Annotated in this window: 11 protein-coding genes; 4 read left to right on the top strand and 7 right to left on the bottom strand. The window is 71.6% G+C overall.

The window, feature by feature from the left end:
- Nucleotides 1-174: 174 nt before the first annotated feature.
- Genes ABZ840_RS31240 through pgsA form a run of 3 tightly spaced genes read right to left on the bottom strand, consistent with a single transcriptional unit; the run spans nucleotide 175 to nucleotide 2,905 of the window.
- The gene (locus tag ABZ840_RS31240) at nucleotides 175-1,335 is read right to left on the bottom strand and encodes a glycosyltransferase family 4 protein (RefSeq protein ID WP_361565209.1); all 1,161 of its coding nucleotides are present in this window, start codon (nucleotides 1,333-1,335) and stop codon (nucleotides 175-177) included.
- Nucleotides 1,332-2,258, bottom strand: coding sequence for a phosphatidylinositol mannoside acyltransferase (locus ABZ840_RS31235; RefSeq protein WP_361565206.1), 927 nt, complete (start codon nucleotides 2,256-2,258; stop codon nucleotides 1,332-1,334). Before ABZ840_RS31235 ends, ABZ840_RS31240 begins: the two co-directional genes overlap by 4 nt.
- Nucleotides 2,255-2,905, bottom strand: a complete 651-nt coding sequence (gene pgsA, locus ABZ840_RS31230; protein WP_361565203.1) for a phosphatidylinositol phosphate synthase — start codon at nucleotides 2,903-2,905, stop codon at nucleotides 2,255-2,257. The genes ABZ840_RS31235 and pgsA overlap by 4 nt, the downstream gene beginning before the upstream one ends.
- Nucleotides 2,906-3,269: 364 nt before the next feature.
- Between pgsA and ABZ840_RS31225 the strand changes: the two genes are divergently transcribed.
- Both ABZ840_RS31225 and ABZ840_RS31220 read left to right on the top strand, forming a co-directional pair.
- Nucleotides 3,270-5,477, top strand: a complete 2,208-nt coding sequence (locus ABZ840_RS31225) for an elongation factor G-like protein EF-G2 (RefSeq protein WP_361565200.1) — start codon at nucleotides 3,270-3,272, stop codon at nucleotides 5,475-5,477.
- 205 nt (nucleotides 5,478-5,682) lie between these two features.
- The gene (locus ABZ840_RS31220) at nucleotides 5,683-7,335 is read left to right on the top strand and encodes a hypothetical protein (protein WP_361565233.1); all 1,653 of its coding nucleotides are present in this window, start codon (nucleotides 5,683-5,685) and stop codon (nucleotides 7,333-7,335) included.
- A gap of 74 nt (nucleotides 7,336-7,409) precedes the next feature.
- Here the strand turns inward: ABZ840_RS31220 and ABZ840_RS31215 are convergent, their stop codons facing one another.
- Entirely contained in the window at nucleotides 7,410-7,970 is a 561-nt protein-coding gene (locus ABZ840_RS31215) for an HIT domain-containing protein (RefSeq protein ID WP_361565197.1), read from the bottom strand.
- Nucleotides 7,971-8,069: 99 nt separating this feature from the next.
- Nucleotides 8,070-10,046 (bottom strand): threonine--tRNA ligase, encoded by a 1,977-nt coding sequence (gene thrS, locus ABZ840_RS31210; RefSeq protein ID WP_361565194.1) that lies wholly within the window; start codon nucleotides 10,044-10,046, stop codon nucleotides 8,070-8,072.
- Nucleotides 10,047-10,206: 160 nt separating this feature from the next.
- Between thrS and ABZ840_RS31205 the strand changes: the two genes are divergently transcribed.
- A complete protein-coding gene (locus ABZ840_RS31205; protein WP_361565191.1) occupies nucleotides 10,207-10,761 on the top strand; it encodes a DinB family protein in 555 nt (184 codons plus the stop codon).
- 59 nt (nucleotides 10,762-10,820) lie between these two features.
- Here the strand turns inward: ABZ840_RS31205 and ABZ840_RS31200 are convergent, their stop codons facing one another.
- Entirely contained in the window at nucleotides 10,821-11,996 is a 1,176-nt protein-coding gene (locus ABZ840_RS31200; protein ID WP_361565189.1) for a hypothetical protein, read from the bottom strand.
- Nucleotides 11,996-12,589: a DUF4365 domain-containing protein gene (locus ABZ840_RS31195; protein ID WP_361565186.1), complete on the bottom strand. Its 594-nt coding sequence runs from the start codon at nucleotides 12,587-12,589 to the stop codon at nucleotides 11,996-11,998. Before ABZ840_RS31195 ends, ABZ840_RS31200 begins: the two co-directional genes overlap by 1 nt.
- A 232-nt stretch (nucleotides 12,590-12,821) precedes the next feature.
- Here ABZ840_RS31195 and ABZ840_RS31190 point away from each other — a divergent pair, with 232 nt between their 5' ends.
- Entirely contained in the window at nucleotides 12,822-13,547 is a 726-nt protein-coding gene (locus ABZ840_RS31190) for a 3'-5' exonuclease (RefSeq protein WP_361565184.1), read from the top strand.
- Nucleotides 13,548-13,703: the final 156 nt, after the last annotated feature.

The following is a 13,703-nucleotide window of genomic DNA, read 5'->3' as shown; positions in this document are numbered from 1 at the left end:
ACCGGCGTCGAGCGCCGTGGGGCCGTCCTCGCGCACCTCGACTTCGTAACCCTCACGGCGGAGTACCGGACTGCTTCGCTTTACGTCCGGTACCCCACCCGCTGCGGCCCGTCCCCTCCCGTCGGTGGTGGGTGGAAAGACAAAAGCCGGGGCCGTCGGGGTGCAGCCCCCGTTTCAGTCTCGGGCCAGGCCCCACCGGGCCCGCAGCCCCACGCGCTCGTCCGTGTCCACGGCTGCCGCGCCGTCCGCCACCGTTTCGTACACCGCGAGGATGTCCGCGCCGACCGTCGACCAGTCGAAGCGGCGTACGTGGCGGCTGCCGCGTTCGCGGAGCTCCGCGAGCCGCGCCGGGTCACGCAGCAGCCGTACGGCCGAAGCGGCGAGCGCCCCCGCGTCCTCGTTGGTGAAGAGTTCGCCAGCCTCGCCCTGGTCGAGGACCTGCGCGAAGGCGTCGAGGTCGGACGCCAGGACGGGGGCCGCCGCCGACATCGCCTCTACGAGGATGATGCCGAAGGACTCGCCGCCGGTGTTGGGGGCGACGTACAGGTCGACGCTGCGGAGCAGGCGGGCCTTGTCCTCGTCGGTGACCATGCCGAGGAATTCGACGCGGTCGCGGAGTTCGGCGGGGAGGTTCGCCACCGCTTCCTTTTCGTCGCCGCGGCCGGCGACGAGGAGGCGCGCGTCGGGGACCTGGGCGAGGATCTCGGGGAGGGCCTTCATGAGGACGGGGAGGCCCTTGCGGGGCTCGTCGATGCGGCCTATGAAGCCGATGGTCCGGCCCTGCCACTCCTCCTTCGGCTCGGCGCGGGCGAAGAAGTCGACGTCGACGCCGTTGGGGATGACGACCGCGTCGCCGCCGAGGTGTTCGACGAGGGTGCGGCGGGCGTATTCGCTCACCGCGATGCGGGCGCTGATCTTCTCCAGGGCCGGCTGGAGGATCGGGTACGCGGCGATCATGGCGCGGGAGCGCGGGTTGGAGGTGTGGAAGGTCGCCACGATGGGGCCCTGCGCCGCCCAGCAGGCCAGGAGGCCGAGCGAGGGGGAGGCCGGTTCGTGGATGTGGATGACCTCGAACGCGCCGTCGTGGAGCCAGCGCCGTACCCGCGCGGCGGAGAGGAAGCCGAAGTTGAGCCGCGCGACCGAACCGTTGTACGGGACGGGTACGGCACGTCCGGCGGAGACGACGTACGGCGGGAGCGGGGTCTCGTCGTCGGCCGGGGCGAGTACGGAGACCTCGTGGCCGAGCCGGATGAGGTGCTCGGCGAGGTCGCGGATGTGGAACTGGACGCCGCCGGGGACGTCCCACGAGTAGGGGCAGACGATGCCGATCCTCACGAGGTCTCCGTCCCGCGGTCGCCGGCACCGCGCGGCTCCAGGTCGTCGAGCCACAGACGCTGCAGCATGTGCCAGTCCTCCGGGTGCTCGGCGATGCCCGAGGCAAAGGCGTCTGCCAACTCCTGGGTCATCGCGGCGGCCTTCTCCGTACGCGTACCGGTCTCGGGTACCTCGATCCCGGGGTGCACACGGGCCCGCATGACGGGCGTACCGTCGTACCACAGGGTGACCGGCAGCAGTACCGCGCCGGTCTGGAGCGCGAGCATGGCCGGTCCTGCGGGCATCTTGGCGGCCTCGCCGAAGAACTTCACCTCGATGCCGGAGGCGGACAGGTCGCGGTCGGCGACCAGGCAGATCAGGCCGCCGGCGCGCAGCCGCCGGGCGAGTATCCCGAAGGCCGCGCCGCCGGTGTGCGGCAGGACCTCCATGCCCAGGCTCTCGCGGTACGCGACGAACCGGTCGTAGAGGGACTCGGGCTTCAGGCGCTCGGCGACGGTGGTGAAGGGGACGCCGAGGGCGCGGGTGACCCAGACGCCGGCGAGGTCGTAGTTGCCCATGTGGGGCAGGGCGAGGATGACGCCGCGGTCGCTGTCCAGGGCCTCGGTGAGGCGGTGGACCTCCTGGACGTCCACGCCGTCGCGGACCCGGTCCAGGCTCCAGGCCGGGAGACGGAAGGACTCCATCCAGTACCGCATGTACGAGCGCATGCCGGTCCGGGACAGGCGCGTGAGGGCCTGCGGGGTGGCGTCCGGGACGACGCGGGCGAGGTTGGACTCCAGGCGCTGTACGCCCTTGCCGCGCTTCTTCCAGACGGTGTCGGCGATGCGTTCGCCGAGCCGTACGGCGACCGGTTCGGGCAGTTTCCTGACCGTGGCCCAGCCCAGTCCGTACAGGGCGTCGGTGAGCCGTTCCCTGTTGATCACGCGCTCTCTCCCCCCACGGTGTCCGCCTCGGCGGACTCCCGGCGTACGGTGACCACCCGCTGCCCGAGGGTGACCGCGCTGCCGACGGCCACGATCCACAGGGCGATCGGGAGCAGGTTCTGGATCCAGGGCACGCCGAACTTGTGCAGGCCGGAGAAGCCGCAGGCCACCAGGGAGATGACCAGGCGTTCGGCGCGTTCGATGAGGCCGTTGACGTTCACCGGGAGGCCGATGCTCTCGCCGCGGGCCTTGGTGTACGAGACGACCTGGCCGGAGGCGAGGCAGAAGATCGTCACGGCGCAGAGCAGCAGGTCGTCGCCGCGGCCCGCGTACCAGAGGGCGAGCCCGCCGAAGATCGCCGCGTCGGCGACCCGGTCCAGGGTGGAGTCCAGGAACGCGCCCCAGCGGCTGGACCGGCCCAGCTGCCGTGCCATGTTGCCGTCGACCAGGTCCGAGAAGACGAACAGGGTGATGACGACGGTGCCCCAGAAGAACTCGCCGAGCGGATAGAAGACCAGGGCTCCGGCGACCACCCCGGCGGTGCCCAGGACGGTGACCACGTCGGGGCTGATGCCGAGACGGATGAGCAGGGCGGCGAACGGCGTGAGAACACGCGTGAAGAACGCACGCGCGTACTTGTTCAGCATGGCCTTCCCGGAGGTTGTGTGCGGGCCGCGCGGTCAATGGGGCCACCGGCTGGCCCATCGTAGCCAGGCGTCCACGTCGCTTTGCGAACGCACCACGGCTCGCGGACGACCCGCGCACCCGCCGGGGCCTCCCCCGCCACCCGCCCGGCGCAGTCGCCCGGGACCGCCTTGGGGGCCATGAGCACAGCCGGCGGCGGCAGTTGGCGGCCGCACACACATGCCCGGACCACCCGTTCGGGCTTGTCCGGCATGCTCCCCGGACACCCCCAAGATCCCTTATCGTCCCTTGTGCGATGTATGGACGCACCATGACCTCGGTGGAAAGCTCGGAGCACCGCAGAGTGTCGACCTGGAGGCGAGACACATGGGCGACAAGACGAGCACACATCCAGGAGCCGCCGGCAGGGCAGCGGCGGTCGACCACCCCTCCTCCGTACGGAACGTGGTGCTGGTCGGCCACAGCGGATCGGGGAAGACGACCCTGGTCGAAGCCCTCGCGCTGGCGTCGGGCGCGGTCAACAGGGCGGGCCGGGTGGAGGACGGCGGCTGCCTCTCCGACTACGACGAGATCGAGCACCGCCAGCAACGCTCGGTACAGCTCTCCCTGGTCCCTGTCGAATGGGACGGAATCAAAATCAATCTGTTGGACACCCCCGGATACGCCGACTTCGTCGGGGAGCTGAGGGCCGGTCTGCGGGCAGCGGACGCGGCCCTCTTCGTTGTCTCGGCGGCGGACGGCGTGGACGGCGCCACCCGCATGGTCTGGGACGAGTGCGCGGCGGTCGGCATGCCCCGCGCCATAGTGATCACCCACCTCGAAGCGGCCCGCGCCGACTTCGACAGCATGACCGGAACCTGCGGCACGTCCTTCGGCGGCGACGATCCCGACGCCGTACTGCCGCTGTACCTCCCGCTGTACGGCGAGGCCGGTGCCGACGGCCACGCCCCCGTGCACGGCCTGATCGGGCTGCTCACGCAGCGGGTGTACGACTACTCCACCGGCGTCCGGAAGGAGCGTGATCCCGAGCCCGAGGAGCTGCCCCTCATCGAGGAGGCCAGGAACCGCCTGATCGAGGGGATCATCGCCGAGAGCGAGGACGAGTCCCTGATGGACCGCTATCTCGGCGGCGAGGACATCGACATCAAGACGCTCATCGGCGATCTGGAGACCGCCGTGGCCCGCGGCAGCTTCCATCCGGTGCTCGCCGCCGCGCCCGCCGCCGAGGGCAGCAAGGAGGGGCTGGGCACCGTCGAGCTGCTGGAGCTGATCACCCGGGGGTTCCCCACCCCCGCCGAGCGGGAGGCCCCCGCCGTCACCACCCCCGAGGGCGCGCCCCGGCCCGCCCTCACCTGCGACCCCGAGGGCCCGCTGGTCGCCGAGGTCGTCAAGACCTCGTCCGACCCGTACGTCGGCCGGCTGTCGCTCGTACGGATCTTCTCCGGCACCCTCCACCCCGACCGGACCGTGCACGTCTCCGGGCACGGGCTCGCCGACCGCGGGCACGAGGACCACGACGTCGACGAACGCATCGGCGCGCTGTCCGCGCCCTTCGGCAAGCAGCAGCGCTCGCTCACCAAGGCCGTCGCCGGCGACCTGGCCTGCGTCGCCAAGCTCTCCCGCGCCGAGACCGGCGACACCCTCTCCGCCAAGGAGGCGCCGCTGCTCATGGCGCCCTGGGACATGCCCGACCCGCTGCTGCCGGTCGCCATCCAGGCACACAGCAAGGCGGACGAGGACAAGCTCTCCCAGGGCCTGGCACGGCTCGTCGCCGAGGACCCCACGATGCGCCTGGAACAGAACCAGGACACCCACCAGGTCGTCCTGTGGTGCCTGGGCGAGGCCCACGTGGACGTGGCGCTGGAGCGGCTGCGCTCCCGGTACGGGGTGCAGGTCGACGCCGTACCGCACAAGGTGTCGCTGCGGGAGACGTTCGGCGCCAAGGCCGCCGGGCGCGGCCGGCACGTCAAGCAGTCGGGCGGCCACGGCCAGTACGCGATCTGCGAGATCGAGGTGGAGCCGCTGCCCGGCGGCAGCGGCATCGAGTTCGTGGACAAGGTCGTGGGCGGCGCGGTGCCCCGCCAGTTCATCCCGTCCGTGGAGAAGGGCGTACGGGCCCAGGCGACGCGCGGCGTCGCGGCCGGGTACCCGCTCGTCGACGTACGGGTGACGCTGCTGGACGGCAAGGCGCACTCCGTCGACTCCTCCGACGCCGCGTTCCAGACCGCGGGCGCCCTCGCACTGCGCGAAGCCGCCGCCGAGGCCCGCATCCACCTCCTGGAGCCGGTCGCCGAGGTCACCGTCCTGGTCGCCGACGACTACGTGGGCCCGGTGATGAGCGACCTGTCCGGGCGGCGCGGCCGCGTCGTGGGCACCGAGCAGTCCGGCGCGGGCCGCACCGTAGTGCGCGCCGAGGTCCCGGAGTACGAAATCGGCCGCTACGCCGTCGATCTCCGGTCACTCTCGCACGGCACCGGCCGCTTCCAGCGCCGCTACGCCCGGCACGAACCGATGCCTCCGCAGCTCGCGGCCAGGATCCGGGACGAGCGCGAAAAGCAGGAGAACGGCGGCTAGTTCGCACGTCCGAGGCCGGCGGCACGGCCGGCGTCCTGCCCCGGGGCGTACGCTCAACTCCCTTGGGCAGCACGCCGGCTGTACGCTGAGGTCCAGCTCAGCAGGTGTGCCGGGGGCGGCCGGCGGGAAGGGCGCCTAGGGGCGTCCTCCGGGAAGCGCGCCCACGGCAGGGGCAGACGGCGGCGAGGGGGCCTTGGTGACGACGATGGACGGCTTCGATTTCAGTCCGGGGGCACAGGTACCGATCGCCGGCGGCGCGGGCCAGACCGCCGCGACCCAGGCGCTGGCCTCGGCGGCCTACCGGGACAGTCCGCTCTCGGACATCTCCAAGGCCGACTCCGACACCGCCACGTCCGACATCAAGAAACCCAAGCTCTCGCTCTTCGAACCGAACCTCGGCGAGGCGTTCTCGCGCGCCGTCCAGGTCCGCATGCTCGGCGGCGGCCGCAAGGCGCTGATCCAGTCCTTCGGCATAGAGCCGCAGACCGTCGTCGAGCACTGCCTCGCCGCCAGCCGCATCCGCAAGGAGCGGGACACCAAGCTGACCATCCTCATGGTCGTCTTCGGGCTGCTCTTCCTGCCCGGCGTGCTCCTCTGGCTCGGCCTCTTCCAGCTCAAGCGGATCCTGGACAAGGCCACCCACAAGGGCAAGAGCGCACTCGGCACGGTGCTGCTCGTCGCGCTCGGCGGCATCATCCTGATCTTCCTGATCAAGCTGCCCTTCGACAGCTTCTGGATGATCTACGTCCGGCTGATGCTCGTCGCCCCCGTCATAGGCTGGTGGTGGGCCAAGCGGATCTGCGAGCGCACCGCCGTCGACCTCCGCGAAGCCTGGAGCGGCATCCTGGGCGGCGGCGGCATCGGCGCGAAGATCCCCGAGGCGGTGCCCCAGGACCCCACCCAGACCGCCGCCGAACAGCTCCGCCAGAACCTCGCCAAGCTCAGCGCCGAGCAGAACAGCAACGTCGTCTTCTACGCCGGCCCCAAGGGCATACTCGGCATGGGCACCCGCTGGGGCAGCTGGCAGCTCGCCGAGGAACTGCGGCCCGCCGAAGAAGGCTCCGAGATCCACCCCTTCCGCAGCTGGGACGTCATCCGCGTCATCCACGACCGGCTCAAGCTCCTGGAGCGCAGCCCGCTGCACACCGGCGGCTTCGGCCAGGCCCCCTCCGTACGCCACTGGATCGTCGTCCCCGTCGCCGAGGGCGCCGACGCGGTCGCCCGCCCCGAGGGCACCGACACCGACGCGTACCAGATCCGCCCGCACGAGATAGAGCGGATCTGCAACGAGCAGCAGTTCGGCGCCGGCAACCGCCACTACCTCGGCGTGCAGTTCGTCCTCTGGGACGGCCAGCTCGTACTGACCCTGCTGATCACCGTCACCGTGCTGCACGAGACGCTGCGCATCGAGGTCACCGGCCACGCCCTCGGCCCGGTCAACGGCCTCTTCCTCGGCAAGCCCAGCCCCAAGACCGTCACGGTCAACAAGACGGTGAAGTTCTGGGAGACCAGGACCTCCACGCTGCCCCTCATCGACACGAGCGAGGTGGTCCGCCTCGCCGCCCGCGCCCCGCTGACCTGGTTCCCTCCGGTCCTGGACTTCCTCGGCGGCAAGCTCGCGCTCCCCGAGCCGTTCGGGCTGCGCCACGTCTGGGCCGACAAGCCCTGGCGGCACCGCTTCATGGCGGACGACGCGCTGCGCGCCGCCACGCCCGTGCTGCGCGTGGTGCACTCCGCGGCGATGAGCGTCCTGCAGGAGAACGGCGTGGACATCACCCGCTTCGACAACCGCTCGCTGGTGCTCAGCGGGGCGGTGCAGGACCCGATGCCGCGGAAGGCGGACGCGTACGACGCGTGAGCACGGCACACACGGCATGACGGTGGCCGGTACGGATTCCCGTACCGGCCACCCTCATGCTCGGTGGTGCCGCGTCAGGCCGCCGGCCAGGCGTCCGCCAGCATCGCGCGGGTGTCCGCCAGCAGCTGCGGCAGCACCTTGGTGTGCCCCACGACCGGCATGAAGTTGGTGTCGCCGCCCCAGCGCGGGACGACGTGCTGGTGCAGGTGCGCCGCGATGCCCGCACCGGCGACGCCGCCCTGGTTCATCCCGATGTTGAAGCCGTGCGCGCCCGACGCCGCACGCAGCGCCGCCATCGCCTGCTTCGTGAGCTTCGCCAGCTCCGCCGTCTCGGCGTCGTCCAGCTCGGTGTAGTCGGCGACGTGCCGGTAGGGCACGACCATCAGGTGGCCGCCGTTGTACGGGTAGAGGTTGAGCACCGCATAAACGCGCTCGCCGCGGGCGACGATCAGCCCGTCCTCGTCCGACTTCGCCGGGATCGTGCAGAACGGACAGCCGTCGTCGGCACCCGGGCCGGTCGGCTTGTTCTCACCCTGGATGTAGGCCATCCGGTGCGGCGTCCACAGGCGCTGGAAGGCGTCCTGGGTCCCGACTCCGATCTGCTGCTCCGGCTCAGTCGTCATGTTGAGCAGCATATGACTTCACCCGTCGACGTGACGTCGGCGGGTCCGGACAGCAGAAGGCCCCCGGAGGACGCGGGGCGCGCTCCGGGGGCCGTCGGCGGCGGTTGCGGATCAGACCTGGGCCCGCTCCTCGACCGCCTTGAGGATCTTGGCGATGGCCTCGTCCTTCGGGATGCCGTTCTCCTGCGAGCCGTCGCGGTACCGGAAGGAGACTGCACCGTTCGCGACGTCCTCGTCACCCGCGATGATCATGTACGGGACCTTGGACTTCTGCGCGTTGCGGATCTTCTTCTGCATCCGGTCCGAGGAGGAGTCGACCTCGACGCGCAGGCCCTTCTTCTTGGCCTCGGCCGCGAACTCCTCCAGGTACGGCACGTGCGCGTCGCCGATCGGGATGCCGGTCGCCTGCACCGGGGCCAGCCAGACCGGGAACGCACCCGCGTAGTGCTCCAGCAGGACCGCGAAGAACCGCTCGATGGAGCCGAACAGCGCCCGGTGGATCATGACGGGCCGCTGCTTGGAGCCGTCCGGCGCGGTGTACTCCAGGTCGAAGCGCTCCGGCAGGTTGAAGTCCAGCTGGACCGTGGACATCTGCCAGGTACGGCCAATGGCGTCCTTGGTCTGCACGGAGATCTTCGGGCCGTAGAACGCGGCGCCGCCCGGGTCCGGGACCAGCGGCAGGCCCTGCTTCTCGGCGACCTTGCGCAGCGTCTCGGTGGCCTCTTCCCAGACCTCGTCCGAGCCGACGAACTTCTCCGGGTCCTTGGTGGACAGCTCCAGGTAGAAGTCGGTCAGGCCGTAGTCGCGCAGCAGGTCCAGGACGAAGGTGAGCGTGGCGTCCAGCTCGTCCGCCATCTGCTCCTTGGTGCAGTAGATGTGCGCGTCGTCCTGGGTGAAGCCGCGGGCGCGGGTCAGGCCGTGCACCACGCCGGACTTCTCGTACCGGTACACCGTGCCGAACTCGAAGAGACGCAGCGGCAGTTCACGGTACGAGCGGCCGCGCGCGTCGAAGATCAGGTTGTGCATCGGGCAGTTCATGGGCTTGAGGTAGTAGTCAATGCCCTCGTCGAGCTGCATGGGCGGGTACATGCCGTCGGCGTACCAGTCCAGGTGGCCCGACTTCTCGAACAGCTTGCCCTTGGTGGCGTGCGGGCTGTAGACGAACTCGTAGTCCGCCTCCTCGTGGCGCCGCCGGGAGTAGTCCTCCATGACCCGGCGGATGATGCCGCCCTTGGGGTGGAAGACCGCCAGGCCCGAGCCGATCTCCTCCGGGATGGAGAACAGGTCCAGCTCCGCGCCGAGCTTGCGGTGGTCGCGCTTCTCGGCCTCGGCGAGGAACTCCAGGTACGCCTTGAGCTCGTCCTTGGTCGGCCAGGCGGTGCCGTAGATCCGCTGGAGCTGCTTGTTCTTCTCGCTGCCGCGCCAGTAGGCGGCGGCGGAGCGCATCAGCTTGAACGCCGGGATGTTCCGGGTGGTGGGCAGGTGCGGACCGCGGCAGAGGTCCTTCCAGCACAGCTCGCCGGTTTTGGCGTCGAGGTTGTCGTAGATGGTCAGCTCGCCGGCGCCGACCTCGACGTCGGCGCCGTCGTCCGAGGACGCGTTGCCCTTGAGACCGATCAGCTCCAGCTTGTACGGCTCGGCCGCCAGCTCCTCGCGGGCGTCCTCGTCGGTGGTGACCCGGCGCGAGAAGCGCTGGCCCCGCTTCTGGATCTCCTGCATCTTCTTCTCGATGCGCTTGAGGTCCTCGGGGGTGAACGGGGTCTCGACGTCGAAGTCGTAGTAGAAGCCGTCCTTGACCGGCGGGCCGATGCCGAGCTTGGCGTCCGGGAACAGCTCCTGCACGGCCTGCGCCATCACGTGCGCGGTGGAGTGCCGCAGGATGTTCATACCGTCCTCGGAGGTGATCTCCACGGGCTCGACGGTCTCGCCGTCGGCGACCTCGTACGCGAGGTCCTTGAGCTCTCCGGCCACCCGCGCCGCGACGATGCTGCGCTCGCCCTGGAAGAGGTCGGCGGCCGTAGTGCCCGTGGTCACCACGCGTTCTTCCCGCTCGGAATCGCGTTGGATGGTCACACGGACGTCTGACACCGGTCTCTCCTGACGTATGTCTGCTGGGCGGCAGCGATCGCTGCGCTCCCCGAATCGTACCGAGCCACCGGGCCGCCTCGCGAAACGGTATTCCGGCGGCGCCTCCCCCGCCCGGCGCGTTCCGCCGCGCGCCGGGCGAGACCGCCCCTACCGTCGGGCCATGACCATCCTCTGGAACGACAGGTTGACGGAGCAGCTCGACTGGCACTGGCGGCACCAGCTGCGCGGGCGCCTGGCGGGGCTGACCGACGAGGAGTACTTCTGGGAGCCGGTGGCGGACGCCTGGAACGTCCGGCCGCGCGGCACGGGCAGCGCGCCCGTCCAGGCGGGCGCCGGCGCGTTCACGGTCGACTTCGCCTTCCCCGAGCCGGTGCCCGCGCCGGTGACGACGATCGCCTGGCGGCTGGCCCACATCATCGTCGGGGTCTTCGGGATGCGCGTCGCGAACCACTTCGGCGGGCCGACGACGGACTACGAGAGCTTCGCGTACGCGGGCTCCGCGCAGGGCGCGCTGGAGCAGCTCGACGCGGCGTACGCGGCCTGGCTGGACGGCGTGCGCGGGCTGGGCGAGGAGGGGCTGGCACGGCCCTGCGGCCCGGCGGAGGGCGAGTTCGCCGAGTCGCCGATGGCCGAGCTGGTGCTGCACATCAACCGGGAGACGATCCACCACGGCGCGGAGATCGCCCTGCTGCGCGACCTGTACGCGCACCGCTGAGGGATTCCGGCGTACGAAAGCGGGGCGCGCCGCGGCCGAGGGCGGCGCGCCCCGCCGGCTCACTCCCCGCCGCACGCCTCCTCGAAGTGGTCCAGGTTCTCCTGGAGCGACTTCAGCAGCCGGTCCCGCTCGGCCTCGTCGACCTGGACGGGCGTGACGTCCCGGGCGCCCGTTATCCGGCGGAAGCCGCCGCGGCTCTCCAGCCGGCCGCTCACCCGGACCGGCAGCCCGAGGAGGTGCGCATGGCCCGCGATCCGGTAGTCCTCCTCGCCGAGCGCGACCCTGACCTGCGCCACGTCGGCCCCCGCCAGGACCCGCAGCCGTACCGCGCCCGGGCCGTCGGGCCGGTCGCGGCGCATCCGTACGACCGTGCCGGTCACCCGCACGGCCAGCGAGGGCTCGTCCCGTACGTACCGCTGGGCGGCCTGCTGCAGCGCGGGCAGGTCGCCGGGGGTGAACTCGACCGGTTCGGGCCGGGCCGGGCAGCCCGGCGGCGGGCCTTCGGCCGGTGACCAGGCGAGGGAGATGCGGACCCCTTCGGCGTCGCGCACCAGGGAGATCAGCGCCTCGGTCAGCTCGTGGCAGACGCCCAGCTCCACGGCCGCCTCGTAGGCCTCCATGCCGCCCGTGGCGCGCTGGTAGTCGGTGGCGTCGCGCGCCGCGTGCAGCGCCCGCTGGAGTCCGGCGACGGAGCCGCGGCCCGCACGGACCGGTACGTACGCGGTGAGCCGGCGGCCGGCGGGGGCCGGGCCGACCAGCACCTGGTCGAGGAACGCCTCGGCCTGCCGCTTGTGCCGGGCGCCGTAGTACCCGGCCTTTCCGTACGTGCCGAGCGCGCCGGCGACAAGCAGGGAGCGGGCCGCGGCGCGCAGCCGTTCCTGTGCGGTCCACAGGGTCGCGCCGGAGCCCTCGTCGGGGGTGTCGCGTTCCCAGCGCACCTCGTCGCTGGGCAGCGCGAGGCCGACGAGGACCTCGCGGGCCGAGGGCGCGGCGCTGCGGGAGAGCGCGTCCAGCGCCTCGGCGAGCAGGTCGGCGCCGTCGGGATAGCCGGCCGCCCCGGGCACGAGGAGGCTGGTGCCGCCGGCGCCGCCGGGCGGGGTCCAGCGCGCGTACCGGCCCTGGGGGCCGCCCCGGCGCCGCCAGCCGTGCCGCGCCAGCAGGGCGGTGAGGACACCCGGGTCGACCCGGGCGGGGTCGGGAACGGGGAAGGGGTGGTCTTCGGTCGGCCGGTACATCAGGGTCTCCCTCCCGCCCCGACCCGCGTCATGATCTCGCTGAGCGCGCGGTCGTCGAAGACCCGCGTGGTCGGGATCCGCACTGTGGTCTTGCGCCTGCCGGTGGCCTGCCGGCCCGCCAGGTTGATCCAGTAGCAGCAGTGCCGCAGCTCGAGCCGGTCGTGGCTCGCCAGCAGCCAGTCCTCGGGGCTGCGCGGTACGAGCATCACGACGAGGATCTTGTGCACCGCCACGGGTGTCCGGGCGAGCTTCACGAGGTGCTCGTTGTCCAGCGTGAAGCCGAAGCTCGCCCCAGGGGGGCGCGGCCGGACCTGGTAGGTGCACTTGAGCTGCACCTTGATGGTCACTTCGTCGTCGATGGTGTGGCCGGGCGCGCTGTGGCTGACGTGCCAGTCGATGCCGTTGTCCGGGAAGGGCTGGGCGAGCGAACAGCCCGCGGCGGCGGCCACGGCGTGGAGGTAGCCCACCTGGAGGGTCTCCATGGAGGCGGTGGTGGCGAGCTGGCCGCGCAGCGGTACCGGACCCCCTTCGGGCCGGGGGTACCGCCCGCCTGCGGCTGACAGCCCACCCGGTTCGGGCTGCGCGAGCGTCATCGCTCCTGTGCCTTCCGGGCGTTGCGGTGGTGCGGGTCGGGTGGGTGGAAGGGAGTGGCCGGGCCGCACGGCGGTCCGGCGGACCGCGGCTGAGGCGGCGGTCCCCTCTGTGTTGTCTCCGTGTCAAGTGGTCCGCAAACAAGGGCGGTTCGACAACCGTGAGGGCCGGGTATCACCAGCTCGGGCGGCCCGGGGCAGGCCACCCGCCGCAGGAGCGCGAGGAGTTGGGACAATGCCGAGCTGGTTCGACGGGCCACTTGCCGCCTTCGACACGGAGACCACGGGGATCGACGTGGAGCAGGACCGCATCGTCTCCGCCGCCCTGGTCGTCCAGGAGACGCCCCGCTCGACTCCGCGGGTCACGCGCTGGCTGGTCAATCCCGGTGTGGACATCCCGGAGGCGGCGACGGCGGTGCACGGCCTGACGGCCGGGCATCTGGCGATGAACGGCCGGTGGCCTGCGCCGGTGATGGAGGAGATAGCGCGGGCCCTGGCGGAGCAGGCGATGGCGGGGCGGCCGCTGGTCGTGATGAACGCGCCGTTCGATCTGACGCTGCTGGACCGCGAGTTGCGGCGGCACCGGGCGTCGTCGCTGGCGACGTATCTCGGTACGCAGTCGCTGTGCGTGCTGGATCCGCGGGTGCTGGACAAGCACCTGGACCGGTACCGCAAGGGCCGCCGGACGCTGACGGACCTGTGCGAGCAGTACGGCGTCGAGCTGTCGGGGGCGCACGAGGCGGCGGCGGACGCGACGGCGGCGCTGCAGGTCGTACGGGCCGTGGGGCAGACGTTCGCGACGCGCCTCGAAGGGCTGAGCGTGGCGGAGCTGCACGCGCTGCAGGCGGTGTGGCACGCGGCGCAGGCGCGGGGCCTGCAGGCATGGTTCGCCCGCAACGGCACGGAGGAGCCGGTGGACCCGCACTGGCCCCTCCGCCCGGACCTGCCGGCGGCGGCGTGAGCGGACACGCATGAACAAACGCGGGTGAACAAACGCAGAAGGCCGGACCGTTGATGCCGGACCGGCCCTATCTGCGGGGGGGGGGCGGGTGGCGAAGCCCCCGCCACGCGTGGCGCAGCCACGTAAAACACGACGAGGGCGAAGCGGCTTGCACTG

This window comes from Streptomyces sp. NPDC047117, from assembly GCF_040643545.1.
In the GTDB taxonomy this organism is placed as follows: domain Bacteria; phylum Actinomycetota; class Actinomycetes; order Streptomycetales; family Streptomycetaceae; genus Streptomyces.
Note: the sequence above shows the minus strand (reverse complement) of the source record. Positions and strands in the feature narration are given on the sequence as shown.